Source organism: Amycolatopsis sp. lyj-84, from assembly GCF_046549075.1.
Taxonomy (GTDB): domain Bacteria; phylum Actinomycetota; class Actinomycetes; order Mycobacteriales; family Pseudonocardiaceae; genus Amycolatopsis.
In genome coordinates this window covers 749,485-774,261 of the sequence record NZ_JAJPWO010000002.1, presented here as the reverse complement: position 1 = coordinate 774,261, position 24,777 = coordinate 749,485, and the positions used below count along the sequence as shown (strand labels likewise).

At 68.0% G+C, this 24,777-nt stretch carries 25 protein-coding genes; 6 read left to right on the top strand and 19 right to left on the bottom strand.

Features of this window, described 5'->3' with window-relative positions:
- Nucleotide 1: 1 nt before the first annotated feature.
- From ACLJRM_RS08735 to ACLJRM_RS08700, 8 genes are all read right to left on the bottom strand, one after another.
- Nucleotides 2-622: a hypothetical protein gene (locus tag ACLJRM_RS08735; protein WP_101611467.1), complete on the bottom strand. Its 621-nt coding sequence runs from the start codon at nt 620-622 to the stop codon at nt 2-4.
- Between the two features lie 587 nt (nt 623-1,209).
- Nucleotides 1,210-2,427, bottom strand: a complete 1,218-nt coding sequence (locus ACLJRM_RS08730) for an RNA polymerase sigma factor (protein ID WP_101611466.1) — start codon at nt 2,425-2,427, stop codon at nt 1,210-1,212.
- A 31-nt stretch (nt 2,428-2,458) separates the two neighbouring features.
- Nucleotides 2,459-2,815 carry a YciI family protein gene (locus ACLJRM_RS08725; protein WP_410662720.1) on the bottom strand — a complete coding sequence of 119 codons (357 nt, stop codon included), beginning with the start codon at nt 2,813-2,815 and terminating at the stop codon, nt 2,459-2,461.
- An 87-nt stretch (nt 2,816-2,902) separates the two neighbouring features.
- Nucleotides 2,903-3,826 carry a GNAT family N-acetyltransferase gene (locus ACLJRM_RS08720; RefSeq protein WP_410662719.1) on the bottom strand — a complete coding sequence of 308 codons (924 nt, stop codon included), beginning with the start codon at nt 3,824-3,826 and terminating at the stop codon, nt 2,903-2,905.
- Nucleotides 3,827-4,064: 238 nt separating this feature from the next.
- Nucleotides 4,065-4,214, bottom strand: coding sequence for a hypothetical protein (locus ACLJRM_RS08715; protein ID WP_005155873.1), 150 nt, complete (start codon nt 4,212-4,214; stop codon nt 4,065-4,067).
- Between the two features lie 209 nt (nt 4,215-4,423).
- Entirely contained in the window at nt 4,424-5,662 is a 1,239-nt protein-coding gene (locus ACLJRM_RS08710; RefSeq protein WP_410662718.1) for an NAD(P)/FAD-dependent oxidoreductase, read from the bottom strand.
- A gap of 69 nt (nt 5,663-5,731) precedes the next feature.
- Nucleotides 5,732-6,922 (bottom strand): ATP-binding protein, encoded by a 1,191-nt coding sequence (locus ACLJRM_RS08705; protein WP_101611462.1) that lies wholly within the window; start codon nt 6,920-6,922, stop codon nt 5,732-5,734.
- Between the two features lie 112 nt (nt 6,923-7,034).
- Nucleotides 7,035-7,796: a MerR family transcriptional regulator gene (locus ACLJRM_RS08700; protein WP_168214449.1), complete on the bottom strand. Its 762-nt coding sequence runs from the start codon at nt 7,794-7,796 to the stop codon at nt 7,035-7,037.
- Nucleotides 7,797-7,867: 71 nt separating this feature from the next.
- Here ACLJRM_RS08700 and ACLJRM_RS08695 point away from each other — a divergent pair, with 71 nt between their 5' ends.
- Both ACLJRM_RS08695 and ACLJRM_RS08690 read left to right on the top strand, forming a co-directional pair.
- Nucleotides 7,868-8,899, top strand: coding sequence for a glycerophosphodiester phosphodiesterase family protein (locus tag ACLJRM_RS08695; protein ID WP_101611460.1), 1,032 nt, complete (start codon nt 7,868-7,870; stop codon nt 8,897-8,899).
- A 133-nt stretch (nt 8,900-9,032) separates the two neighbouring features.
- Nucleotides 9,033-9,539: a DoxX family membrane protein gene (locus tag ACLJRM_RS08690; protein WP_101611459.1), complete on the top strand. Its 507-nt coding sequence runs from the start codon at nt 9,033-9,035 to the stop codon at nt 9,537-9,539.
- A gap of 61 nt (nt 9,540-9,600) precedes the next feature.
- On the opposite strand, the gene ACLJRM_RS08685 is transcribed toward ACLJRM_RS08690, so the two are convergent.
- From ACLJRM_RS08685 to ACLJRM_RS08670, 4 genes are all read right to left on the bottom strand, one after another.
- Nucleotides 9,601-9,972, bottom strand: coding sequence for a YciI family protein (locus tag ACLJRM_RS08685; protein WP_101611458.1), 372 nt, complete (start codon nt 9,970-9,972; stop codon nt 9,601-9,603).
- Between the two features lie 99 nt (nt 9,973-10,071).
- Complete coding sequence (locus ACLJRM_RS08680) at nt 10,072-10,875, bottom strand: ABC transporter permease (RefSeq protein ID WP_101611457.1); 804 nt, start codon at nt 10,873-10,875, stop codon at nt 10,072-10,074.
- Nucleotides 10,872-11,825 (bottom strand): ATP-binding cassette domain-containing protein, encoded by a 954-nt coding sequence (locus ACLJRM_RS08675; protein WP_101611456.1) that lies wholly within the window; start codon nt 11,823-11,825, stop codon nt 10,872-10,874. The genes ACLJRM_RS08680 and ACLJRM_RS08675 overlap by 4 nt, the downstream gene beginning before the upstream one ends.
- A gap of 70 nt (nt 11,826-11,895) precedes the next feature.
- Complete coding sequence (locus ACLJRM_RS08670) at nt 11,896-13,185, bottom strand: acetyl-CoA C-acetyltransferase (RefSeq protein ID WP_101611455.1); 1,290 nt, start codon at nt 13,183-13,185, stop codon at nt 11,896-11,898.
- Between the two features lie 92 nt (nt 13,186-13,277).
- Between ACLJRM_RS08670 and ACLJRM_RS08665 the strand changes: the two genes are divergently transcribed.
- Nucleotides 13,278-14,612 carry a 3-oxoacyl-ACP reductase gene (locus ACLJRM_RS08665; RefSeq protein ID WP_101611454.1) on the top strand — a complete coding sequence of 445 codons (1,335 nt, stop codon included), beginning with the start codon at nt 13,278-13,280 and terminating at the stop codon, nt 14,610-14,612.
- A gap of 2 nt (nt 14,613-14,614) precedes the next feature.
- A complete protein-coding gene (locus ACLJRM_RS08660; RefSeq protein ID WP_101613616.1) occupies nt 14,615-15,460 on the top strand; it encodes a MaoC/PaaZ C-terminal domain-containing protein in 846 nt (281 codons plus the stop codon).
- Here ACLJRM_RS08660 and ACLJRM_RS08655 read toward each other — a convergent pair.
- Complete coding sequence (locus ACLJRM_RS08655) at nt 15,443-16,108, bottom strand: TetR/AcrR family transcriptional regulator (RefSeq protein ID WP_007032385.1); 666 nt, start codon at nt 16,106-16,108, stop codon at nt 15,443-15,445. The genes ACLJRM_RS08660 and ACLJRM_RS08655 overlap by 18 nt on opposite strands.
- Before the next feature lie 127 nt (nt 16,109-16,235).
- On the opposite strand from ACLJRM_RS08655, the gene ACLJRM_RS08650 reads away from it, so the two are divergent.
- Entirely contained in the window at nt 16,236-16,871 is a 636-nt protein-coding gene (locus tag ACLJRM_RS08650) for an SCP2 sterol-binding domain-containing protein (RefSeq protein WP_101611453.1), read from the top strand.
- Nucleotides 16,872-16,939: 68 nt separating this feature from the next.
- Nucleotides 16,940-17,548, top strand: coding sequence for an SCP2 sterol-binding domain-containing protein (locus tag ACLJRM_RS08645; RefSeq protein WP_174720569.1), 609 nt, complete (start codon nt 16,940-16,942; stop codon nt 17,546-17,548).
- Between the two features lie 69 nt (nt 17,549-17,617).
- Here the strand turns inward: ACLJRM_RS08645 and ACLJRM_RS08640 are convergent, their stop codons facing one another.
- The 6 genes from ACLJRM_RS08640 to pdhA form a co-directional block, all read right to left on the bottom strand.
- Nucleotides 17,618-18,100: an FxsA family protein gene (locus ACLJRM_RS08640; protein WP_410662717.1), complete on the bottom strand. Its 483-nt coding sequence runs from the start codon at nt 18,098-18,100 to the stop codon at nt 17,618-17,620.
- Nucleotides 18,101-18,178: 78 nt separating this feature from the next.
- On the bottom strand, nt 18,179-20,128 hold the full coding sequence (locus ACLJRM_RS08635) for an ABC transporter ATP-binding protein (RefSeq protein WP_410662854.1): 1,950 nt from the start codon (nt 20,126-20,128) through the stop codon (nt 18,179-18,181).
- 26 nt (nt 20,129-20,154) lie between these two features.
- Complete coding sequence (locus ACLJRM_RS08630) at nt 20,155-20,724, bottom strand: TetR/AcrR family transcriptional regulator (protein WP_101611451.1); 570 nt, start codon at nt 20,722-20,724, stop codon at nt 20,155-20,157.
- 171 nt (nt 20,725-20,895) lie between these two features.
- Nucleotides 20,896-22,236, bottom strand: coding sequence for a dihydrolipoamide acetyltransferase family protein (locus ACLJRM_RS08625; protein ID WP_410662716.1), 1,341 nt, complete (start codon nt 22,234-22,236; stop codon nt 20,896-20,898).
- 16 nt (nt 22,237-22,252) lie between these two features.
- On the bottom strand, nt 22,253-23,245 hold the full coding sequence (locus ACLJRM_RS08620; RefSeq protein WP_101611449.1) for an alpha-ketoacid dehydrogenase subunit beta: 993 nt from the start codon (nt 23,243-23,245) through the stop codon (nt 22,253-22,255).
- A gap of 1 nt (nt 23,246) precedes the next feature.
- Nucleotides 23,247-24,452: a pyruvate dehydrogenase (acetyl-transferring) E1 component subunit alpha gene (gene pdhA, locus ACLJRM_RS08615; protein ID WP_101611448.1), complete on the bottom strand. Its 1,206-nt coding sequence runs from the start codon at nt 24,450-24,452 to the stop codon at nt 23,247-23,249.
- Between the last annotated feature and the right edge of the window lie 325 nt (nt 24,453-24,777).

Below are 24,777 nucleotides of genomic sequence, written 5' to 3'. Positions count from 1 at the left end.
CTCAGGTCTGCGAAGGGGCCGCGTCCGGTTTGGGCGCGGCCTTCTTCGTAGCCGCGGTGGCCACCAGGTAGAGGACGAGGCCGTTCAGCAGGTGCCAGGCGAAGTGGGTCCCGGCGGGGAAGTTGCCGCAGACGGTGTGATCGGCCGTGCGGAACGAAAGGGACACCCCGAAGACGCCCGCGGCGACGGCGAACCTGCGGCGATCCGCCCCCTTGAGCACGATCGCGAAGACCACGAGCCCGATCAGCGCGGACAGGTACAGGCCGCCGCCGAGTGAGGCGACGATCGCGGTGAACGCGAGGAACACCGGGATGCCGAGCCAGGAGACCTTGCGGCTCGCGCCGAAGAACACGCGGGGGAACACCGCCGCGTAATACAGGACGAACACCAGGATGAAGGCGCTGTCGGCGGCCGCGGACCAGCGGGTGGCGAGCAGGTGGAAGGCCGTACTGCCGAGGAACACGAGGCCGATGAGGGTCGCGAGGACGCGGCCCTTCGGTTGCCGCCAGACGGCGATCGCGGCGACCAGGAACGCGAGGTTGCTGAGACTGTTGAGCGGCTCGCCCCACAGCCCCGGGGCGAGACGTTCGCAATACCCGTCGACATACGCGATCCAGTTCACTCCCCCAGATAACCCTGTCCGCGTGAACCACGGGTATCGGGCCCTTGCTTCGCTACTTCGCGCGGACCTGGCGCGTTGCGAATGCCACTTTCGCAAACTTGAACGTTGCGAAAGTGGCGTTCGCGTCATGCCCACCGACAGCGCGTGCCCCCAAGGCCCCCTCGTCCCCCACTTGTCCACACCCCACCACCGTTGTGGACAACTCCTCCCCCAAACCCCGCGGATCCCGCTCCCCGTCGCCCCCTCCCGATACGCTGGTGCGGGGGTCGTCAGGGCCACCCGGCTGTCGTGACCGGTCCGGTCACGACAGACTGTGTGGATTTCCGGTCATCCAACGCACCAAAATCCACACGGTCGATGCCACCCAGGGCTGGTGTCTCACAGTCACCAAACCGCCCGCGAACACGCCACCTTTACCCTTCCGCTCACTAATGCATTTTCGCTGATCAGAGGGATGCCATCGCAGCTGACTGTCCGCTTAGGATTTAGGACGGGAGGGTGTCTGAAGCCCGTTTAGCTGCGGAAACTGCCCTTAAGTAAGTGGCATTGCCCTGGGACGGGGGCGCGGTCAAAGGGGAAAGTGCTGGTCAGGGGGTCGGATCACAGGCTGTGAGGCGTCGGGTGAGGAAGCGGCGCTGCGGGTCCGAGCAAGGTAGCGCGAGCGCCCGACGGTAGTGGGCGGCGGCGCGGGCCGGGTCGCCGGCGCGCTGCCAGAGCGCGCCGAGGACGGCGGGCAGCAGCGTGTAGTCCGGCAGGTCGGCCTCGACGGCTTCGAGTTCCGCGATCCCGGCAGCGGCACCGTCCACCATGGACAGTGCGATCGCCCGGTTCAGCCGGGCCACCGGCGAAGGCCGCAGCGCCAGCAAGTCGTCGTAGAGCCCGACGATGCGGCGCCAGTCAGGTGGCGAGGCCGTGCCGTGGCACAGCGCGATCGCCGCTTCGACGTGGTACGCCGACATCTCCGCCCCGGTGCACGCCCGCTCGAACAGCCGCGTTCCCTCGGCGATCATCGCGTGGTCCCACCGGCCGCGATCCTGCTCCTGGAGCAGCAGCAGATCACCGTCGCGGTCGACCCGCGCGGGCAGCCTGCTCGCCTGCAGCAGCATCAGCGCGACCAATGCCCGCACCCGCGGCAGGTCCGTCTTCGGCTCGGCCAGCAGCAGCCGTCCCAGCCGGATCGCCTCACCGCACAGTTCGCCGCGCACCGCGACCTCGCCGGTCGTCGCGTCATAGCCCTCGTTGAACAACAGGTAGAGCACGGCGAGCACACTGTCCACTCTGGACTCCAGTGCGTCCGGGCCGGGCAGGGTGAGCGGTTTCCCGGACTCCCTCAACCACTTCTTCGCCCGCACCAGTCGTTGCGCGACCGTCGCCGGTTTCGTCAGCAACGCCGCCGCGATCTCGTTCACCCCGAGCCCGCCGACGGTCTTCAGCGTCAGCGCCACCTGCGAAACCGTCGGCAGCGCGGGATGACAGCACAGCAGCATCAGCACGAGCTCGTCGTCCGTGCGCCGGTCGGCTTCGTACTCGTCGAGCTCTGCGAGCCTCGGCAGCAGCGTTCGCAACGTCCGTTCCCGCCGGACGACGTCCATCGCCCGGTTCCGCGCGGCCCGGAACAGCCAGCCCTGCGGATTGTCCGGCACCCCGCTTCGGGGCCAGCTGCGCAACGCTTGTTCCAGCGCGTCGGCGACGGCCTCTTCGGCGAGGTCCAGCCGTTCGGGGCCGAGCGCCCTGGCCAGCGTGGCGACGATCCGCCCGGCGCTGTGCCGGAAGAGATGTTCCACCACGCCGGCCGGGCGGCTCACGACAGCCTCGGCAGGCCCACGAGCTTCGGCATCAGTCCTCGCAGCCGCGTTCGCCGACCTTGCGCACCTCGATCGGCCCGAATTCCAGATGCGGATGCGTCGAGAAGATCTTCTCCGCCTGGTCGAGGTCTTCGGCCTCGATCACCTGGTAGCCGCCGACGATCTCGGTGGCCTCGGTGTGCGGTCCGTCGGTCGCGCCGACCTCACCGCCGGAACCGCGCAGCACCCGGCCGCTCTTCGACAGCCCGCCGCCGCCGACGAACCGGCCCTCCTTCGTGCGCTCGTCCGCCCAAGCCAGGTAGTTCTCGAGCACGCGTTGCGCTTCGCCGGGGCCGAGGTGGTCGTGCGAGTCCTTCGTGGCGCGGATGAATCCGATGTACTGGGGCATGGTGTCCTCCCTGGGGATCGATGGTCCCTAGACGAACGAGCACGCCGCAAGTCGACACCGAGACGGCCGGACTTCACGCCCGCGGTGTCACAACTCCATCCGCCAGGTCTGCCCCGTCAGCTCGTAACCGAAGCCGGGGATCGTCTCCTCGCTCGCCAGCCGGAAGCCGGCCTTCTCGTAGACCGCCCTGGCCGCGTCCAGCAATGAGACCGTCCAGAGTTCCATCGCCGCGTAGCCGGACGCCCTCGCGAACTCGACGCATTCGGTGACCAGGCGTTTCCCGACCCCGCGTCCCCGCGCGGCCGGTTCGAGGAGCAGCATCCGCAGCTTCGCCGTCGTGCCGTCTTCGGCGGGCATGCAGAAGATGCTGCCGACGCGCTCCCCGTCGAGCTCGGCGATCCAGCCCGCTTGACGGGGCTCGCCACGGTTGTCGACGTAGTCCGCGACGACGCGGGCGACGAGGGCTTCGAAGCGTTCGTCCCAGCCGTACTCACGGGAGTAAAGGGCGCCATGGCGGTGGACCACCCAGCCGAAGTCACCCGGCCGTGGCGGGCGCAGGACCAGCGTGGGATCCGGCGCGCGTTCGCCGACCAGCGAGGTGATCGTGCCCATCGCGCCGAGCAGGCGCTCCTGCTCGTCTTCGCCGAACCGGCCGAGCAGCGAGCCGATCCGGCCCACCGAGCGTTCGTCGAGGACGGCGAAGGCCTTCTGGCCGTTCTCGGTCAGCCTGATGACCTGGCGGCGGGCGTCCTCGTCGCTGCGTTCGCGTGTGAGGAGGCCGCGTCCTTCCAGCCTGGCGAGGAGCCTGCTCGCGTACCCGGCATCGAGGTCGAGACGTTTGCGCAGGTCGGTGACCTGGGTCGGATCCTGCTGCGCGAGTTCGAAGATGACCCTGGCTTCGCTCAGGGAGTACTCGGCGTCGGCCGGTCCTTCGTCGAGGACGCCGATCACGCCGGTGTACAGGCGGTTGAAGGCCCGGACGGTCGCCACCCGGTCCGCGGATCGATTCATTTGACCACCTCAACAGATTCGTTGACGAAGTCAAACATTACTCCGCAAGGCCGCGAAGGCAAGGAATTTCCGGGGACTATCCGGACATATGGAAACCCCGTGATGCTGCCAGGTCGGGGGTCCGCCAGCATCACGGGGTCGTAGTGGGTATCGACGCTGCGTTCCGCGGCGTTACACCCCACGCACTATGTGTCGTAGGTCACTCGAATGGGCGACACCTACAACGGTTGTTGTCGGATCAGCGCATGTGCGTGTGGTGCGCCTGGGAAATAGCGATGAGTTCCTGACGAACGGTCGCGGTGGCCGCGGTGTCGATCGCCCGGTTCAGGGCCCGGCGAGTGCGAGCCTCGGCGCGACGGGCACGGAGCTTGGCGGCGATGTTGTTCATCGGTTTAAGTCATCCCCTTGAGGGTCTTGAGTCTTGGTGGCTGTGTCTCTAGTATGCACTCTTTTTCACAAGGAAGCCAACGATTATCCGGTGACTTGGCACACTTGCCGATGAATCGTCGGCAACAGGAGAGGAAATCCGGAGAGATTTGGTGTCGCCGGTCACTTCTTGATAACGCCAGGCATCTCTAGCGTCCTCGCTATACGGCCTCAGAAACCTTCATGGAGCAGGCGGCGCGCCAGCTTCGACGGCCCCCGCCTGAGAACGCCCAGGACGCCGCGCCACGGGATGATCGTCGACGTCATCGCTTCTCGCAGCGCGACACCTTCCGGATCGGCCGCTTCGGTGCCGAGGACGAGGTCGCGCACGAGCGGTCCCGCGGTCAGGGTGAGCGCGACGCCGCTGCCGGCGAATCCGACGGCGTAGACCACGCGCTCGGTGACGGCGGACCGTGCCAGATGGGGGACCTCGGCCGGAGTGACGTGCAGGGGCCCGCCCCAGCGATGGGTCGCCGGTGTCCCGGCCTCGGCGGGAAGCCGGCGCGCAAGCAGCCTGTCGACCTTCTGATGCGCCTTCGGTAGGGCGTCGGCCTCGGAGCCGGGTGTCAGCCCGCCGAGGTCGAGGCCGCCGAACAACAGTCGTCCTCGGTGTCTCCGCCAATAGGCCATCCCGAGCCCGGGTGCCGTGCTGAACAGGTCGTCGTCGACGGCCTCCGGCGCCCCGGCCCGCATGTACGTGTGGATCACCCGGCCGGACGGCGGATCCGGCAGGGACAACCCGCCGGTGTAAGCGCCCGAACAGATCACCGCGCGGTCCGCGCGCAGGGCTCCCCCGCCCCGCAGCCGGACGGTGACGCCGTCGTCCGCCGGTTCGACCGAGCCGACCGGGGTGTTCTCGACCAGCGTTCCCCCGGCGGCGGCCAGCCCGGCGGCCAGTGATCCGGCGAGCGCGGCGGGCTGGATGGTCCACGACCCGAGCGAGAACCCCGTCGCGTCCTGCTCGACCTCGATCCCGGACGCGGTGACGGCGTCCGCGACCACGTCGAGCCCGGCGGCGAGGAAGGCGGAGCCGCCGATCAGCCGCATCCGCGTCCGCGTGATCTCACCCGCCGGATGCGAGTCGCGCAGTTCCCGCATCCGGGTGTCGATGCGGTCGTGCAGGAGCCGCTGCATCTCGCGGGGGTCATGCGGGCCCGCGCTGCCGGGCACCAGCCAGGGCAGGACGCCCAGCGGGAGCACACCGCCCGCGTTCCGTCCGCTCGCGCCGAATCCGGCGTGCCGGGCTTCGAGGACGACGACCCGGCTCCCGGGACGATGTTCCAGCAGGTCTAGGGCGATCGACAGACCGGCGAACCCGGCGCCGATCACCACGACATCGGCTGAGTTCGGCGGCCGCTCGGTGGTGGGGACTCGTTCCGGCACTGCGTCACGCCAGTAGACCCTGGTCACCCAGCCAGTGTGACCGAGTAGCGCTCTCTACGGCTTTCTAGCTATCAGGCTAGAGAAGGAGAGAAAGGTCTAGTCCCGGCCGAGCAGGTAGTGACCGAAGTGCGGGACGGTGAAGGCGATGTGCCCGCGCTCGGCGGAGTACACCAGTCCCTTCTTCATCAGGCTGTCCCGCGCCGGCGACAGTGAGGACGGCTTGCGCCCCAGGTAGACGGCCACATCGGCGGTGCCGGCGGGCTCGTCCCGGCCCTGTGTCAGCTCGGCCATCGCGAGCAGGTACTCGCGTTCGGCGGGCGTCGCGCGCTCGTAGCGGGAGCCGAAGAAGCCGACAGCGAGTTCCGATTCGGCCTCCGGCGCGGCGACCTGGACGTCCTTCACGGTGATCGGATCGGCGGGCGCGGCGTCCCAGGCGGCCTTGCCGTAAGCCTGGATGAAGTACGGGTAGCCGCCGGACGCGTCGAACAGCGCGTCCAACGCCTCCGGTTCGATGCCCGCGTCCTCGCGTTCGATGGGCGCCATCACCGCGAGGTCGGCGTCTTCGCGCTCGAGCCTGTCGATGCGCGCGTAGCGGAAGAGGCGTTCGGAGTACGACTTCGACGCCGAGAGGACTGCGGGCACGTGCGGCAGTCCCGCGCCGACCACGACCAGCGGCGCCCCGGACTGCGAGAGCTCGTGGCAGGCGGCGCAGAGCGCGGAAACGTCCTCGGGCAGCAGGTCCTGGATCTCGTCGATCAGCAGTGCGACCCCGGTGCCGACGTCCGCGGCCAGTTCCGCGACCTCGGTGAACAGTTCGACCAGGTCGATCTCGATGTCGCCCGAATCAGCCCGGCCCTGCGCGGCGGGGACGTCGATGCCGGGCTGCCAACGGTCACGAAGCTTCGCGTCCGGTTTGTTGGCGCGCAGCGCGAACGCCTTGAGTACGCCGAGTACCTGCTCGACCCGGTCCGGCGCGCGATGGCGGACGGCGAGATCGCGGATCGCGCGGTGCAGCGCGGCCGAGAGCGGCCGCCGGAGTTCAGTGTCGGGGCGGGCTTCGATCTTGCCCGCGCCCCAGCCGTGCTTGATCGCCTTCGAACGCAATTCGCCCAGCAGCACGGTCTTGCCCACGCCGCGCAGGCCGGTCAGCATCAGGCTGCGTTCGGGTCTCCCGCGCGCGACCCGTTCGAGCACGACCTCGAAGGCCTGGAGCTCGCGCAGGCGACCTGCCAGTTCGGGCGGCCGTTGACCGGCGCCCGGGGCGAAGGGGTTGCGGATGGGATCCACTCTCGCACGCTATCGGCGTTTCTAGCCTTGAGCCGATATTCAGTGATAGAAGGCTAGGCGTGTCGCGGCGGGTTACTCCGAGTGGACGGGTCTGCAGCCCCGTCCACTCGTCTTACTCACTCAGGTTGCGCTCGGCGTAGACCGCCATCGCGTCGCGGATGAACTCCGCGGTGCCCGGGCCGTGCTTTTCGTCGTACTGCCCGTAGCGCGGGTCGTCGACGTAAAGCTGCCCGAGACCGGCGAAGTAGCCCTTCGACACGGCACGCACGGCCGGCCGGAGCCACTCGTACAGCTGACGCGTGATCGCCTGGACTTCGTCGCCGTCGGCGGGCAGGCCCTTGCCGCGGGCCTCGCCGAAAGCGGCCGCAATGTCCTTCTGTTCCTGCTGGTGCGCCTTCTTGTCCTCGGCGCTCAGCGACTTCCACCACCGATCACCCTGCTTGTAGGCGTCGGCGCCCCAGCGTTCGGTGACCTCCTTCTCGTACTTCGTGTGGTCGAAGCCGTCGAACACTTCCGCTGCCATCAGCTGTTCACCTCTCTCTGTCTTCTTCAAGGTCGTCCTGACCGATTCGATCTGCCGTCCGAGCCGCTGGCGCTCCTGCTCCAGCCACTTCAGGTGCGTGCGTAGCGCCGCTGTCGTGTCCTGTTCCCCTTCGAGCACTTCGCCGATCGCGGGCAGGCTCAGCCCGAGTTCGCGAAGCAGCAGGATCCGTTGCAGCCGCACCAGCGCGTCCTGGTCGTAGTAGCGGTATCCGTTGCTCCCCACCCGGCTCGGTTCGAGCAGCCCGATGTCGCCGTAGTGGCGCAGCGTGCGGCTCGTGGTCCCGGCCGAGCGGGCGATGTCCTGGATCGACCACTCCTTCTCGTTCGGCATGTCCACGAAGGTAGAGGTTGACGTTGCGTCAAAGTCAATCGAAGTTCATCCGACGGTGGCATGGTTCACCCATGAAGACATTCGCGCTGGTCATCGCCGCCGCGCTGACCCTGACCACGGCGGGGGTCGCCGACGCGCATCCGCGTCGCGCCTTCGACGTCCAGGCTCACCGCGGTGGACTCGGTCTCACGGTCGAGAGCACGCTCGCTTCATTCGGCAAGGCGATGGAGCTGGGGGTGACCACGCTCGAGCTCGACATCCAGATCACCAAGGACGGTCGCGAGGTGATCACCCACGACCGCAAGACGACGCCCGCGAAGTGCCGCGACACCGCGCCCGTGACGCCCGGCGATCCGGCGTACCCGTATGTCGGCAAGTACGTGAAGGACCTGACGTTCGCGCAGGTCCGCACGCTGGACTGCGGCTCGATCCGGCAGCCCGCGCACCCCGGCCAGACGCTCTCCCCCGGTGCCGAGATGCCGACCCTCGCCGAGTTGTTCCAGCTCGCGCGCGACCACCGTGCCTGGGGCGTCAAGTTCAACATCGAGACCAAGGTCGAGGCCGCCGCGCCGCACGAGACGGCGCCGCGCGAGCAGTTCGTCCAGCGGGTGGTGCGCGAGATCCTGCGCGGCGGGTTCGCGCACAACGTCACCGTCCAGAGTTTCGACTGGGGCGCGCTGATGCTGCTGCGCAAGGTCGCGCCGTGGATCCCGACGGTCGCGCTGACCCAGCCCGAGTTCCTCCAGGCCGGCCAGCCGGGCAAATCGCCGTGGCTCGGCGGGCTCGACATCGACGACTTCGGCGGCAGCCCGATCCGCGCGGTGAAGTCGTTCGGCGCGAGCGCGCTCTCGCCGGTGCACGGCAACCCGCAGGGCGGCAAGGTCGGCGACCCCGACTACCGGCCGTTCACGACGAAGGCGCTGGTCAGCGAGGCGCATCGTGCCGGGATCAAGGTCGTGCCCTGGACGATCGACGATCCGGCCACCATGCACAAGCTCATCGACGACGGTGTCGACGGCATCATCACCGACTATCCGGACCGGCTGCGGCAGGTCGCGGCCGACCGCGGCTTCAAGCTGCCGAGGGCATATCCGGCTCGCTAGCCGAATCTAGCCCTCTCTAGTGTCAGAGAAATATTCGAAGATACTTCGTTAGCGCGGTTCGGCGCCCCGACGGACGGGAAGTCTGGGGATAGATTTGCTTTCCTCAGGGTTCGGATCAAGAAAGGCAACGACCGTGATTCTCCGTCGCGTCGCACGTCCGCTCCTCGCCGCGATCTTCATCTCCGGCGGGATCGGCGCACTGAGGGACACCCAGGGGCACGCCAAGGCCGCGGAGCCGTTCCTCACCGAGTCCTTCGACAAGCTGGAGGGTGTGGTGCCGGAATCGGTGCCGCGCGACCCGGCCACCCTCGTCCGGATCGACGCCGCCGTGAAGGTCGGCGCCGGGCTCGCGCTCGCCACGGGCAAGGCACCGCGGCTGGCTTCGCTGCTTCTGCTCGGCAGCCTCGTCCCGACCACGCTGGCCGCGCACCGGTTCTGGGAGATCAAGGAACCGGCCGAGCGTCAGCAGCAGCAGATCCAGTTCATCAAGAACGCCGGCCTCGCCGGTGGCCTGCTGCTCGCCGCCGCGGACACCGCCGGCAAGCCTTCGCTGGGCTGGCGCGCCAAGCGCGCCGCGTCCAAGACGGAGAAGCGCGCCGAGAAGCTGGCGAAGAAGGCTGAAAAGGCCATCACGAAGTGACAGCCCGCGTTTAGTCCTCTAGATGCGTTCTTGGAGCATCTAGAGGACTAAACGCGTGGGGTCACGAGGTGAAGGCCTCGATGTCCTCCGCCTCGACGACCGTCCGGACCTCGACCTCGATCTCGTCGAACAAGGCCGCGTAGGTCTCCGCGAAGGCGATGGCCTCGGCCAGATCCTTGGCGTTGATCAGCGCGAAGCCACCGATGACCTCTTTGGCCTCGGTGAACGGGCCGTCGGTCGCGGTGATCTTGCCGCCGCGGACCTTGCGGACCTTCGCGCCCCGCTCGGACGGGTGCACGCCCTCCGCCGTGATCAGGATGCCCTTCTCGAACGAGTCTTCGATGAAGGCGCCCATCTGCTCGATGAACTCCTTGCTCGGGTTCCACGCCTCGGGGGCGCTCTCGTCCAGCCGGTGCATCATCAGAAACCGCATCGCTGCTCCTCAGTGTCTTGGCGGGGCTGTTTCTACCCCGCCTTCACCGACGCGTCGAGCGGCTCGACGACGGTTCGACATTTCGGTACAAAAGTTTTTCTAGCGGCTCGCGACCTTCTTGTATTGGGCCGTCGCCAGCGGCGCGAAGATCGCGATGATGGCGATGCAGCACAGGATCGCGTACAGCGACGCGTTCTCGGCGGGCCAGCCCGTCGGGGGTGCGCCGAAGCGGTTTCCGAACAGGTCGCGCGCGGAGTTGATCACCGCGGTGAACGGGTTCCAGTCGGCGATCGCCTTCAGCACACCCGGCAGCTTGTCCGCCGGGACGAACGCCGTCGAGATGAAGCTCAGCGGGAACATCCACATCAGCCCGGCGCTCTGGGCCACCTCGACGCTGCGCGCGACGAGCCCGATCCACGCGCCGACCCAGGACAGCGCCCAGGCGAACATCAGCATCACCAGGTAACCGAGCACCGCGTCGAGGAAGCTGCCGCGGATCCGCCAGCCGACGAGCAGCCCGCACAGCGACATGACGATCAGCGCGACCACGCTGATCACCAGATCCGACGTCGTCCGGCCGAAGATCACCGCGAGGCGGGAGATCGGCAGTGATCGGAACCTGTCGATGATGCCCTTCTGCAGGTCGTTCGCGAACCCGATCACGGTGAACGCCGAGTTGAACGCGACCGTCTGCGCGAAGATGCCGGCGATCAGGAACTCGCGGTACGCGAGCCCGCCCGCTTCCCCGCCGATCGCGTCGCCGAAGACGTACGCGAACAGCAGCACGAACATGATCGGCTGCAGCGTCGCCGCCATCAGCCAGTCCGGGTTGCGCTGGACGTTCTTCAGGTTCCGCCAGGTGATCACGCCACCGTCGGAAAAGGCCTTGGCGATCGTGCTCACTTCTTCTCCCCCTCGTCCGTGGCGTGCCCTGTCAGCGAAAGGAACACGTCGTCGAGCGTCGGCCGGTGCAGCGCGACGTCCTGGACGGCGACGCCCTGCGCGTCCAGCCGCCGCAGCGCCTCGATCAGCGCCTTCGGCCCGCCCTCGACGAGGACGTCGACCTTGCGGGTGTGCTCGTCGACCGACGGCGTGCCCGAGCCGACCTCGGCGAGGACCTGGGTGGTCGCCGCGAGGTCGTCGGCGGACGCGACGACCAGTTCGAGCCGCTCGCCGCCGATCTCCTGCTTGAGCTCGTCGGCGGTGCCGCGCGCGATGACCTTGCCCTTGTCGATCACCACGATCGAGTCGGCCAGCTGATCGGCCTCCTCCAGGTACTGCGTGGTCAGCAGGACCGTGGTGCCGTCGGCGACCAGTTCCTTGATGACCTCCCACGTCTCGATCCGGCCGCGCGGGTCGAGCCCGGTGGTCGGTTCGTCGAGGATCACCACCGTCGGCTCGGCGACCAGCGCCCCCGCGAGGTCGAGCCGCCGCCGCATGCCGCCGGAGTACGTCTTGGCGGGGCGGTCCGCCGCGTCCTCCAGGCGGAACCGCGCGAGCAGCTCGCGCGCCCGGGCCTTCGCCGCGGCCTTCTTGCTCCCGTACAGCCTGCCGACCATGTACAGGTTCTCGAACCCGGTGAGGTTCTCGTCCACGGCGGCGTACTGCCCGGACAGCCCGATCGAGCGCCGGACGGCGTCGGGCTGGGCCAGCACGTCATGCCCGGCCACCTCCGCTTCGCCCGAATCCGGGCGAAGCAGCGTGGTCAGGATGCGGACCGTCGTCGTCTTCCCGGCGCCGTTCGGCCCCAGCAGGCCCAGCACCTTGCCCGTCGGGATCGACAGATCGACCCCGTCGAGTGCCCGGGTGGACCCGTAGGTTTTGACCAGCGCTTTCGCCTGTACTGCGAACATGCGGACAAACTAGACCCCGGCACCGACAAAGGCACCGGGGTTTTTCCCGGATCCGCTCAGAGCGGACGGGCTACTTTTCGAGGATCGCGGTGACGCCCTGGCCGCCCGCGGCGCAGATCGAGATGAGTCCGCGGCCGGATCCCTTCTCGTTCAACAGTTTCGCGAGGGTGGCGACGATGCGGCCGCCGGTCGCGGCGAACGGGTGCCCGGCCGCCAGCGACGAGCCGTTGACGTTCAGCTTCGCCCGATCGATGGAGCCGAGCGGCTCGTCGAGACCCAGCTTCCCCTTGGCGAACGCCGGGTCCTCCCACGCCTTGAGGGTGGCGAGCACCTGCGACGCGAAGGCCTCGTGGATCTCGTAGAAGTCGAAGTCCTGCAAGGTGAGCCCGGCACGCGTGAGCATCTGCGGGACGGCGTACGCGGGCGCCATCAGCAGGCCTTCGTCACCGTGGACGTAGTCGACGGCCGCGGTCTGCGAGAACGTCAGGTACGCCAGCACGGGAAGCTTCCGCGCCTTCGCCCACTGCTCGGTCGCGAGCAGGACCGTCGACGCGCCGTCGGACAGCGGCGTCGAGTTCCCCGCCGTCATCGTGCCCTCGGGGCCACCGAAGGCGGGCTTCAGCTTCGCGAGCTTTTCGACACTGGATTCCGGCCGAAGGTTCTGGTCGCGGGCCAGCTTGAGGTACGGCGTCACCAGGTCGTCGAAGAAGCCCTTGTCGTACGCGGCGCCGAGACGCTGGTGGCTGGTGGCGGCGAGTTCGTCCTGCGCCTCACGCGTGATCTCCCAGACCTTCGCGGTCAGCGCGGCGTGCTCGCCCATGGACAGGCCGGTGCGCGGCTCGGAGTTGCGCGGGATCTCCGGGACGATGTGGCCGGGACGCAGCTTCGCGGCGAGTTTCAGCCTTTCGGGGAGCGTCTTCGCGGCGTTGAGCTGCACGAGGATCTGGCGCAGGTCGTCGTTGACCGCCAGCGGGGCGTCGGACGTGGTGTCGACGCCGCCCGCGATGGCCGAGTCGATCTGGCCGAGGGCGATCTTGTTGGCGACGTTGACGATCGCCTGCAGACCGGTGCCGCAGGCCATCTGCACGTCGGAGGCCGGAGTGGCGGGGTTCAGCCTGCTGCCGAGGACGCTTTCGCGGGCCAGGTTGAAGTCGCGGGCGTGCTTGAGCACCGCGCCGGCGGCGACCTCGCCGATCACCTCGTCCTGCAGGGAGAAGCGGCTGACCAGGCCGTCGAGGGCGGCCGTGAACATGTCCTGGTTCGACGCCTTCGAGTACGGACCGTTCGAACGGGCGAAGGGGATCCGGTTGCCGCCGATGATCGCTACCTTGCGCACGGGTGCCGTCCTTTTCGTGGCCATTTTTTCCACTCCTCCGTAGGCTCTCTCACACTGTAACCTACTAGCGAGTAGGTTAGAATGCGACGTGATGCAAACGGCACGGGAGGCACGTAATGGCTGACAGGTACCAGCAGTTCACGAAATCCCCAGTGGGGAAGTTCGTGGTGCCGAAGCTCGGCCTGCCGAACCCCGCGACGCTTCGCCGGTACAAGCCCGGCCAACCCGCTCTCGAGGGTCCCGCACTTCTCGGCGCCGCGCCGGGCGGTCGCCTCGAAAAGGTGATCGAGGCGCAGCTGCACCGCGCGGGCATCGACGTCATCTCGACGGCGGCCGACAACCACGCCGCGCTCGTCTTCGACGCGACAGGCGTGAAGGACCCGAAGCAGCTTCGCGAGGTCTACAACTTCTTCCACCCGGTGATCCGCAGCGTCGGTTCGTCGGGCCGCGTCGTCATCCTCGGGACGCCGCCGGAGCTGGCCGAAGGGCACGAGCGGATCGCCCAGCGCGCGCTCGAAGGCTTTGTGCGCTCCGTCGGCAAGGAACTGAAGCGCGGCGCGACCGCCCAGCTCGTGTACGTCGCCGAAGGAGCCGAAGAGGCCACTGAGTCGACGCTCCGTTTCCTGCTTTCGTCGAAGTCCGCCTTCGTCGACGCCCAGGTCATCCGCGTCGGGACCGAGACCAAGACCGCTTCCGCCCCGGCCGACTGGGCGAAGCCCCTGGACGGCAAGGTCGCGCTGGTCACCGGCGCCTCCCGCGGTATCGGCGCCGCCATCGCCGAGGTGCTGGGCCGCGACGGCGCGCACGTCGTCGCGCTCGACATCCCCGCTCAGGGCGCGGACCTGTCGAAGGTGGCCAACAAGGTCGGCGGCTCCGCGCTGCAGCTGGACATCACCGCCGCAGACGCGCCGGAGAAGCTCGCCGAGTACCTGACCACGCGTCACGGCGGCGTCGACATCGTCGTGCACAACGCGGGCATCACGCGGGACAAGACGCTGGGCAACATGACCGAAGGCGGCTGGGACTCGGTCATCTCGGTCAACCTCGCGTCGCAGCTCGCGGTGAACGAGAAGCTGCTGTCCGGCAAGGTGCTCCACGAGAACGGCCGGATCATCGGCGTCTCCTCGATCGCGGGCATCGCGGGCAACGTCGGCCAGACCAACTACGCCACCAGCAAGGCGGGCGTCATCGGCATGGTGAACGTCGGCGCGCCGACGCTCGCCGAATACGGCGGCACGATCAACGCCGTCGCGCCCGGCTTCATCGAGACCAAGATGACCGCCGCCGTCCCGCTGTTCATCCGCGAGGCCGGACGGCGGCTGTCCAGCCTCGGCCAGGGCGGGCTCCCGGTCGACGTCGCCGAGACGATCGCCTGGTACGCGAACCCGGCTTCGGCCGCGGTCAACGGCAACGTGGTCCGCGTCTGCGGCCAGGCACTGCTGGGGGCGTGATCATGGCGGTCAAGGAACTTCACGAGTCGCCGAGTCTGTCTTCGTTGTACCCCAAGGCGTTGCTCGGGTCGCTGCGCAAGAGCGGCGGGAGCACGCTGCCGTCGACCGAGTTCGTCCGCGAGGGCGTCGTCGTCGATCCCGCGCATCTCGCCGCGTACAACCAGGTGTGCGGATTCCGGCTGGACGACGTCCTTCCGGCGACGTATCCGCACATCCTCGCGTTCCCGCTGCAGATGGCGCTGATGACCGAGGACGACTTCCCGTTCCCGTTGCTGGGCATGGTGCACGTCAACAACCGGATCACCCAGCACCGGCCGCTGCGGCTCGACGAGTCGTTCACCCTGCGCGTGCGCGCCGAGGACCTGCGCCCGCACGAAAAGGGCAAGCAGTTCGACGTGATCAGCGAGCTGCTCGTCAACGACAGTCCTGTTTGGACGGACGTCAGCACGTACCTGCGCCGCGGTGGCGGCAGTGGCGAGAAGACCGCGCGCGGTCAGCTCTCGCAGCCTTCGCCCACCGCGATCTGGCAGGTGCCCGGCGACATCGGCCGCCGCTACGCCGAGGTCTCAGGCGACCGCAACCCGATCCACCTGCACCCGATCACCGCGAAGGCGTTCGGGTTCCCGGCCGCGATCGCGCACGGCATGTGGACGAAGGCGCACGCGCTCGCGGCGTTCGAAGGCAGGCTTCCGGAGGCGTTCACCGTCGACGTCAAGTTCAAGCAGCCGGTGCTGTTGCCCGCGAAGGCGGCGTTCACCACGTGGAGTGAAGGCGAGGGCTGGGCCTTCGAACTCTGGAACGCGCGCAAGCCGAAGCCGCACCTGGAGGGGTCAGTCGTCGCTCTCTGACGGCTTCCAGATCTCGCCCTCGACGAGGTCGTTGAACCCGAGCCAGACGAGGTTCATCAGCCACGAGGCGAGGACGCCGTCGGAGACATCGGGGTGGTCGAGCGCCCAGTCGGCCAAGGACTCGGCCGCCCCGACCAGCGCGGCGGACAGCCCGGCGCCGGAGAACTCGGCCTGTTCGCCGAGGCCCTTGCGGGTGCCGGCGGACACGACCAGCGCGGCGACCAGCTCGATCGCGCGGGTGCGCATGTCGGTGATCTCCGCGGCGAAGGCGCCGCCGACGGTCATCGCCTGGCGGTGCAGCACCGTCCAGGACTCGCGGTAGTCGGCGACGAACCGGTAGAACGCCCGGAGACCGTGCCAAAGCTGCATGTCAGGCGGCAGATCGGGCTTGATCCCGTCCTGCACCGCCTCCAGCAGGCGGGTGGCCTCGCGGCGGATGCACGCGCCGAAAAGGTCTTCCTTGGACCCGAGGTAGGTGTAGATCATCGGCTTGGACACGCCGGCGACCTCGGAGATCTCGTCCATCGACGCGGAGTGATAGCCGTAGCGCGAGAACACCGAGACCGCTGCGTCCAGGATCTGGCGTTCCCGCACCGCTCTCGGCAGCCTTTTGGCGCGTTCGGCGGGACGCGGTACTTCCTCGGACACTCAGGACCTCCCCTTAGTTCGCGTAAGACGCTACCGGGCTACCTCCGGCGGGGGTGATTTCGGCACGCTTGCCCGCCTACCTACTGGCGGGTAGCCTTACGCCTGGGTAGGCGAGCTGGAGGGAAAAATGACCGAGATCGTGGGGCTGACCGGCCGCGCGCTGGTCGACGCGCTGGAACGGATCGAGCCGGATTCGGCCGAGGCGCACTCTCTCGACGTCAACGAGGTCGCGGGTGCCATCGATCCGAAAGACCTCGGCAAGGACGACGTCCGGCGGCTGCTGGCCTCGCTCGGACGGCTCGCCGAGTCCGCGCCCGCGTTCGACCTCCGCAAGGTCGACCCGGCCCGGTTCGCGAACCTGGTCGCCCGCGCCTCGCGCACGCAACTCGAGAGCGTCGTCGCCGAACGGCCGCTCCGGGAGCGCGTGCTGGCCGAGATCTTCGACCGTATGGGCGCCCACATCCGGCAGGACCGGGCGAAGTCGCTGCACGCCGTCGTCCACTGGCGGCTGTCCGGCGGCGTCGGCGATGGCGGGTACGACCGCTACGAGACGGTGATCTCGCACGGTGAGTGCACGGTCAGCCGGGACATGAAGGAGAAGCCGAGGGTGACGATCACGATCGCGCCCGTCGACTTCTTCCGGCTCATCACCCATCAGGCGACCCCCGCTGTGCTATTCGTCACCGGAAAGATCAAAGTAAAAGGTGACCTGGCCTTCGCAGCGGGCCTGATCGGTTTCTTCGACCTTCCGAAACCGTCCTGAACCCGGCCGAGCAGATACACTTCCGTGCCGTGCCCCGAAATTCTCCGAACCGGCGCTGGCGGGACAAGGTGCGCCTTTCCCGTCCGTTACGGCTGCACAAGACGCGCACCGGCGGCGAGCATGTCGTCAACGCCTTCGCGGAGAAGCTGGAGCTCGCCAAACTGAGCCCCGAGCAGTTCGTGCAGGTGCTGGAAACCCTGCACATGCTGGGGGAAACCGGCGCGGGCATCGAGTTGAGCTCCCTGGAGACCGAGGTGCTCGTCGACATCGTGCAGCGGGCGTCACGGGAGCAACTCAAAGCGATCTCCGATCACCCGGAACTGCGTTCGGCGTTCCTCGACGAGATTTTCCGCAGAATGTCGGACCATTTCGCTCCCGAACGCGCACGGCATGTCGACTTCGTCGTCGCATGGCGTTTTACCGACGGTGACGGAGAAGACGGTTTCGATCGCTTTCAAACGGTCATCGAAGACGGCGTCTGCGTTTCGAGCACCGATCTCGCGCGCACTCCGGACACCACCATCACGCTGTCCGTCGACGACTTCATCCGGATGGCCACCGGCAACGCGGCCGTGGCGGCGATGTTCGTGACCGGCAAGGTGAAGGTGAAGGGCGAGTACGCGCCCGCGGTCCGGTTCAGCGGGTACTTCGACATCCCGAAGCCGAGCGGGAGCTGAAGGGGCCCATCGCCGCACGCGATGCGGTGAAGGACGCTTTCGTGGCTTGGGATGCGGGGAAAGCTCCCTTCAGCCCTCGACGATGCGGCCCTCGATCACCGGCGGCTGCTTCTTGGCGGCCTCGGCCGGCGGCGTGTCCATGACGACCTCGCTGTCCACGACCATCACCGGACCGCGGGTCTGGTTGGCGAACTTGACCGCCCGGCGGGCCATCCGCTTCTGCCAGAACTTGCGCGCGACACTCCGTGTCGGCGGCAGGATCAGCAGCAGGCCGAAGACGTCGCTGACGAAACCGGGCAGCAGGATCAGCAGACCGCCGAAGCCGATCAGCATGCCGTCGGTGAGTTCCTTCTCCGCGTCGGCCGGTCGGCCGAGCCGCGCGGACTCGGCGAACGCCCGGAAGGCGCGGCCGCCTTCGCGGCGTGCGAGCCAGGACCCGATGAACGCACCGGCGAAGAGCAGCGCGATCGTGCCGAGCACGCCAACGGCCGAGCCCACCGCCCACACGGCGGCGATCTCGGCGACGACATAGAGCAAGAACGCGACAGCCATACTTGGACAACGTACGGCTTGCCCGTTTTGCTCCCAACCCCCGATACGGTGACCGAGGTCGCCGTATCGGGGTCCCGGTCAGCTGACGGCCTCGTCGAGATACGCGGCGGCCTGCAGGGTGAAGAGGTCCGCATAGCCGGCCTTCGCCGCCATCAGCTCGTCATGCGTGCCGTATTCCGCGACCTTCCCGTGCTCCAGCAACAGAATCCGTTCCGCCTGCCGGACGGTGGAGAACCGGTGCGAGATGTACAGCGTCGTGCGTCCCTCCGAAAGCTCGCGCAGCCGCGAGAAGAGGTCGTGCTCGGCCTGGGCGTCCAGCGCCGAGGTCGGTTCGTCGAGGATCAGGATCGGCGCCTCCCGCAGGAACGCCCTCGCCAGCGCGATCTTCTGCCATTCGCCGCCGGAAAGGCTGACGCCCTGATCGAACCAGCGGCCGAGCGGGCTGTCGTACCCGCTGGGCAGGCGCTCGATCCGCTCGTCGGCACCGGCTCGCTTCGCCGACTCCTCGATCCGCTCTCGGTCGACGAGATGCGTCAGGTCACCGAGCCCGATGTTCTCGGACGCCGTGCCCTGGTAGGTCACGTAGTCCTGGAACATCGCGCTGATCCGCTGCCGCAGTTCCACCGGGTCGTACTCGCGGATGTCGACGCCGTCGAGCAGGATTCGCCCGTCGGTCGGGTCGTACAGGCGGCACAGCAGTTTGAACAGCGTCGACTTCCCGGCGCCGTTGCGGCCGACGACGGCGACCGTCTCGCCCGGCCGGATCTCGAAGCTCACGTTGTCGAGCGCGGGTTCGACCACCCCGGGATAGGTGAAGGACACTTCTTCGAACTGGATGTGTCCCTCCACAGTGGACGGAAGCGGGCGTGGCTCCGGCGGCGCGACGATCTCCGGTTTCGTGCCGAGGAAGCGGTACAGCGTGTCGAGATAGAGATTGTTCTCGTACATTCCGGAAAACGCGGTGAACAGACCTTGGACCGACGTCTGCACCGACGCCGCGGCGGCCGTGTACAGCGCGAGATCGCCGAGGGTGAGCCTGCCGCCGACGGCCTCCAGCGCGATGTACAGCGCGATTGCGGATCCGGCGGCGGTACTCAGCAGGCCCCACGACGTCGCGCTGACGCTGCGCTTGCGGGTCAGCGTCCGCTGGCGGTCGTAGAAGACCTGGCCCAGCCGCTGGAACCGGTCGACGAAGTACGGGCCGAGGCCGAAGAGCTTGGTCTCCTTGGCATACGTGTCCGTGGTGACCAAAGAGGACAGATAGTCCATCCGTCGTTTCAGCGGTGACATCATCAGTGTCAGCCAGAAGGCGCGGGCGCCGTATTTCGACTGCGAGATGAAGGCGGGGATCGGTGCCACGAGGGCGACGAGCGCCAGCAGCGGACTGACCGAGACCAGCAGCGCGATCATGCTGCCGAAGGTGATCGCCGTCCGGATCAGGCCCAGCGCCGAGTTCATCATCGACAGCGGCCGGGTCGGCGCTTCCTGCGCGGCCTGGCGCAGCATGTCGTAGGACGCGGAACCCTCGAAGTACGAAAGATGCAGCTTGCTCGCGTGGTCCATCACCTGGTGGCGGATGGTCAGCGTCATTCGTTCCTGCAGCAGGGATTGGCCATAGGTGGTCAGCGCCTGCGAGAGCGCGGTCAGCACGAGGACGCCGAACTGGAACAGCGCGACGCCGACGATCGCGCTCTTGGTGCCGTGGCCCTGGATCGCCGCGACCACGGAGTCGATCAGCAGTTTCGCGATGTACGCGGTCGCCGTGGGCAGCAGACCGGAAAGCAGCGTCACGAGGGTGATCGTGATGGTCAGGAACGGGCTCGCCTGCCAGGTCAGCTTCGCGACCTTGGGCAGGCCGCGGACCGTGCCCGAGACGTTGACCCACATGCGGTTGAGCCGCGACTTCAGGTCTTTCGGGACTGCTTCGGGTTCGGGCTCCGGGATCTCGACCGGACCGGTCAGCCCGCTGTCGGGCACCGTCGACGGCGGACGGCGTCGCCTGCCGCCCCGCGCCAGCAGCATCTCGATGCCGCCACCCCCACCGGGCGGGCCGATCACTCGGCCCCCAAGGCGCCGTGGAGGAACACGTCGACGAGTTCCATCGTGGTGGGTTCGTCGCCGGTCTCGCTGAACCGCATCCGGCCGTTGAACAACAGCGACAGGAAGAGCGCCGCCAGCTGGGTCGCCGGCAGCCGGAGCCGTTTCTGTTCCGGTTCGAACAGTTCGGCCATGGCGTCACACATCGCGCTCATCGATTCCCGTCGCCGGTCCCTGCCGCCATGCTCGCGGTGAGCGGGCCGCTTGCCGGAACCGTGCATCGCGGCCATCAGCGCACCCATCCGCTGGAGGTGCGCGCTGAGCGCGTCGGCCGCCTCGACGAGCCTGTCGTCGAGGGGCTGTTCGAGGTCGATGACCGCGATGGCGTCGAGTACCTGGTCGGGCTTCAGTGCTTCGGCGAAGCAGGTGGCGAAGAGCTCGTCCTTGTCCTTGAAGACGCGGAAGACGGTGCCTTCGCCGATCCCGGCCGCGCGGGCGATCTGGCTGGTGGTGACCCCGGCGCCGTGCTCCACCATCAGTGGAAGCACGGACTGGACGATCATCCGGCGCCGCTCCTCCGGGCTCATTCCCGGCGCTCTCCGCCGGGTGGTGTCGGGGCTTGTCATGCGTCCAGTGTGCGGAGTGAGTGCTCACTCCGTCAAGCGATTAAGCTGAAGGACGCCATGCCCGCATGTGACGCAGCGAAGGACGCTTTCCCTGCATCGCATGCGGGGAAAGCGTCCTTCAGCTCACTCGACTCAGTAGGTGATCGCGACCGCGGGGTCGGCCAGCAGCGCGCCGACGTCGGCCAGGAACTCCGAACCCTGCTGCCCGTCGACCACGCGGTGGTCGAAGCTCAGCGAAAGCTGGAGCACCTTGCGCACCTTGATCTCGCCGTCGACCACCCACGGGGTGTCCTTGATCGCGCCGAGGCACAGGATCGCGGACTCGCCGGGGTTGATGATCGGCGTACCGGTGTCGACGCCGAAGACGCCGACGTTGGTGATGGTGATCGTGCCGCCGAGCATGGCCGCCGGAGTGGTCTTGCCCTGGCGGGCGACGTCGGTCAGCTCGGTGAGCGCGATCGCGAGTTCCTTGAGGGACATCGAATCCGCGTCACGGACCTTGGGCACGACGAGCCCGCGCGGGGTGGCCGCGGCGATCCCGAGGTGCACGTAGTCCTTGAAGACGATCTCCTGCGCCGCCTCGTCCCACACCGCGTTGACGTCCGGAGTGCGCTTGGCCGCCATGCAGACGGCCTTCGCCGCGAAGGTCAGCGGGGTGACCTTGACTCCCGCGAACTCGCGCGACTTCTTGAGCTTCTCCCGGAATTCCATCATCGGCGTGACGTCGATGGTGAGGAACTCCGTGACGTGCGGGGCGGTGTAGGCGCTCTGCACCATCGCGGCCGCGGTGGCCTTCCGGACACCCTTGATCGGCACCCGGCGTTCACGGGTCGCCGGGTTGTAGCCACTGTCCACAGCGGACTGGACGGAGGTGGCCGGAGCCGAACCGTTGGCGGCGGCGTGCACGTCGTCACGGGTGATGACGCCGCCGTCGGCGGTGCCGGTGAGCGCGTGCAGATCGACGCCGAGGTCCTTGGCGAGTTTGCGCACCGGCGGCTTCGCCAGCGGTACGTATCCGCCCGCCGCAGGAGCGACGGCCACCGCGGCGACAGGGGTGACAGAGGCGACGACGGGAGCAGGAGCGGCGGGTGCCGCGCCCTTCCGCGCCCGGCGCGACGTGACGACCGCCTTGGAGCCGTAGCCGACCAGCGGCTTCATCTCCTCCTCGGCAGGCTCCTCTTCCTTCGCGGCAGCGGGTGCCGGAGCGGAAGGGGCGGCCTTGCCGCCGGGGTCGACGTCGATGGTGAGGATCGGCGCGCCGACCTCCACCGTCTGCCCCGGTTCGACGAGCAGCTCGGTGACGACGCCCGCCCACGGGATGGGCAGTTCGACGGCGGCCTTCGCGGTCTCGACCTCGACCACGATCTGGTTCACCGTCACGGTGTCACCCGGCTTGACCTGCCAGGCGATGATGTCGGCTTCGGTCAGCCCTTCCGCCGTGTCGGCGAGGGGAAACTGTTTGTACTCGGGCATTTCAGGAAATTCCCCCTTACCAGGCGAGTGAACGGTCGACGGTGTGCAGCACCCGGTCCAGGTCGGGGAGGTAGTGCTCCTCGAGCTTGGCAGGCGGGTACGGCGTGTCGAATCCGGTCACCCGAAGCACGGGGGCTTCCAGCGAGTAGAAGCATTCCTGCTGCACGCGCGCGGCGATCTCCGAGGTCAGCGACGACTCCGACGGCGCCTCGCTCAGCGCGATCAGCCGTCCGGTCTTGCGCACCGACTCGAACACCGGCTCCAGGTCGAGCGGGGACAGCGTCCGCAGGTCGATGACCTCCAGCGACTTGCCCTCGTCCTCGGCGGCGGCCGCCGCGTCGAGCGCGACCTTCACCGACGGGCCGTACGCGACGACGGTGGCCGTCGTGCCTTCGCGGACGACACGGGACTCGAACAGCTGGTCCGGCGTGCCGTCGACGTCGATTTCGGCCTTCAGTGCGCCGGAGTGGTACAGCTTCTTCGGCTCGAAGAACAGGATCGGGTCGTCGGCCTTGATGGCCTGCTGGATGCCCCAGTAGGCGTCGACGGCGTTCGAAACCGACACGACCTTGAGGCCGGGGACGTGCGCGAACAGCGATTCCGGCGACTCCGAGTGGTGCTCGACCGCGCCGATGCCACCGCCGAACGGCACCCGGATCACGATGGGCATCTTGATCTTGCCCTGCGTCCGGTAGTGCAGCTTCGCCACCTGGCTCACGATCTGGTCGAAGCCGGGGAAGATGAAGCCCTCGAACTGGATCTCGCACACCGGGCGGAAACCGCGGACGGCCAGGCCGACCGCGGTGCCGATAATGCCGGATTCGGCCAGTGGCGTGTCCAGGACGCGCTGCTCGCCGAAGTCCTTCTGCAGGCCGTCGGTGATGCGGAAGACGCCGCCGAGCTTGCCGACGTCCTCACCCATGATCAGGACCTTGGGGTCGGATTCCATGGCACGCCGGAGGCCGAGGTTGATCGCCTTGCCGATGGTGAGTTTCTGGAGGTCTGCCATTTCAGTGCTCACCCGCCCCGACGAAACCGTCCAGGTAGGACAGGAACTCTTCGCGCTGCGCGTCCAGCATCGGCGTGGACTCCGCGTACACGTTGGAGAAGATCCGCTCGGGTGGCGGTTCGGGCATGTTGAAGCAGTACTCGCGCAGCTCGGCCGCGAAGGCGTCCGAATCGGCCTGTACCTGGTCGAAGAACGCCTGGTCGGCGCCGCCACCGCGGGCGAGGTACGCCCGGACGCGCTCGATCGGGTCCTTCAGCTTCCACTCCTCCAGCTCGTCGGAGAGCCGGTAGCGGGTGGGGTCGTCGGTGGTGGTGTGCGCGTCCATCCGATAGGTGAACGCCTCGATCAGCACCGGGCCGTTGCCGTGACGGCACTCCTCCAGCGCCCAGCGGGAGACCGCGAGGCAGGCGAGGACGTCGTTGCCGTCGACACGGATGCCGGGGAAGCCGTAGCCGCGGGCGCGCTGGTAGAGCGGCAGGCGCGACTGGCGTTCGGTGGGCTCCGAGATCGCCCACTGGTTGTTCTGGCAGAAGAACACGAGCGGCGCGTCGTAGACGGCGGCCCAGACGAAGCCTTCGTGCACGTCGCCCTGCGAAGTCGCGCCGTCACCGAAGTAACAGATGGTCGCTTCGCTGTCGTCGTCGCCGACCTTGCCTTCGAACTTCTGGCCCATCGCGTACCCGGCGGCGTTGAGCACCTGGTTGCCGATCACGATGGTGTACGGGTGGAAGCCGTGCTCCTTGTAGTCCCAGCCGCTGTGGTCGGTGCAGCGGAAGATGCCGAGCACCTCTTTGAGGTCGACGCCGCGGGCGTACGCGACACCGTGTTCGCGGTAGCTGGGGAACGCCATGTCCCGCTTCTGCAACGCGCGGCCGGAGCCGATCTGCGCGGCCTCCTGCCCGAGCAGCGGGACCCAGATGCCGAGCTGGCCCTGACGCTGCATCGCGTTGGCTTCGCGGTCCGCGCGGCGGACCAAAACCATGTCGCGGTACAGGCCCTTGAGGGCTTCGGCGTCGATGTCGTCGACATACCGGTCGAATTGCGGCGAGGAGACCCGTTCGCCTTCGGGGGTGAGCAGCTGAGTCAGCTCAGCGCCACCTTCGCTCGTTGCTCGCAAACCGGCGATCACCTGTTCGGGGGACGGTTGCGCCGCTACCGCGGCGGGGCCATCTCCAGGTTCCGGGTGCGTCCAGTGTTCGGACGGCATGCGCTGCTCTCCTTGATGTCGGCGCCTCTGGCGGCCACTTGTGGCGGCCACAGTGACTGCGCCGGCGGGGACCAGCGCGTCGGATCTGAAGCGCTGGGTCACCATCGGCGTTGACGGTTCGTGCGCACATCCTGGCATGCCGGACGCCGTTTTGGTCAGTGGCGGATGCTGATTTGTTGCTGAGAAAGGGTGCCTGAACAGGGCAAATGCTAGGACGCCCGAGTGTGGGGCCGCCGAAAGTAGGGGTTTCACTCGCGGGCCGACCAGCGGACGGTGAGCCCGGACGGGTGCCGTGTCCGGCTTGATCGATGACGATCCGTGCCCG

Bases quoted from the DNA above. Each gene is read 5' to 3' on its own strand.
- ACLJRM_RS08670 (WP_101611455.1), bottom strand. From the start codon at position 13,185: ATGGCCACGAAAAGGACGGCACCCGTGCGCAAGGTAGCGATCATCGGC.
- ACLJRM_RS08665 (WP_101611454.1), top strand. From the start codon at position 13,278: ATGGCTGACAGGTACCAGCAGTTCACGAAATCCCCAGTGGGGAAGTTC.
- pdhA (WP_101611448.1), bottom strand. From the start codon at position 24,452: ATGCCGTCCGAACACTGGACGCACCCGGAACCTGGAGATGGCCCCGCC.
- ACLJRM_RS08695 (WP_101611460.1), top strand. From the start codon at position 7,868: ATGAAGACATTCGCGCTGGTCATCGCCGCCGCGCTGACCCTGACCACG.
- ACLJRM_RS08715 (WP_005155873.1), bottom strand. From the start codon at position 4,214: ATGAACAACATCGCCGCCAAGCTCCGTGCCCGTCGCGCCGAGGCTCGC.
- ACLJRM_RS08720 (WP_410662719.1), bottom strand. From the start codon at position 3,826: ATGAATCGATCCGCGGACCGGGTGGCGACCGTCCGGGCCTTCAACCGC.
- ACLJRM_RS08620 (WP_101611449.1), bottom strand. From the start codon at position 23,245: ATGGCAGACCTCCAGAAACTCACCATCGGCAAGGCGATCAACCTCGGC.
- ACLJRM_RS08630 (WP_101611451.1), bottom strand. From the start codon at position 20,724: ATGAGCCCGGAGGAGCGGCGCCGGATGATCGTCCAGTCCGTGCTTCCA.
- ACLJRM_RS08725 (WP_410662720.1), bottom strand. From the start codon at position 2,815: ATGCCCCAGTACATCGGATTCATCCGCGCCACGAAGGACTCGCACGAC.
- ACLJRM_RS08675 (WP_101611456.1), bottom strand. From the start codon at position 11,825: ATGTTCGCAGTACAGGCGAAAGCGCTGGTCAAAACCTACGGGTCCACC.
- ACLJRM_RS08650 (WP_101611453.1), top strand. From the start codon at position 16,236: ATGACCGAGATCGTGGGGCTGACCGGCCGCGCGCTGGTCGACGCGCTG.
- ACLJRM_RS08685 (WP_101611458.1), bottom strand. From the start codon at position 9,972: ATGCGGTTTCTGATGATGCACCGGCTGGACGAGAGCGCCCCCGAGGCG.
- ACLJRM_RS08660 (WP_101613616.1), top strand. From the start codon at position 14,615: ATGGCGGTCAAGGAACTTCACGAGTCGCCGAGTCTGTCTTCGTTGTAC.
- ACLJRM_RS08625 (WP_410662716.1), bottom strand. From the start codon at position 22,236: ATGCCCGAGTACAAACAGTTTCCCCTCGCCGACACGGCGGAAGGGCTG.
- ACLJRM_RS08700 (WP_168214449.1), bottom strand. From the start codon at position 7,796: ATGCCGAACGAGAAGGAGTGGTCGATCCAGGACATCGCCCGCTCGGCC.
- ACLJRM_RS08640 (WP_410662717.1), bottom strand. From the start codon at position 18,100: ATGGCTGTCGCGTTCTTGCTCTATGTCGTCGCCGAGATCGCCGCCGTG.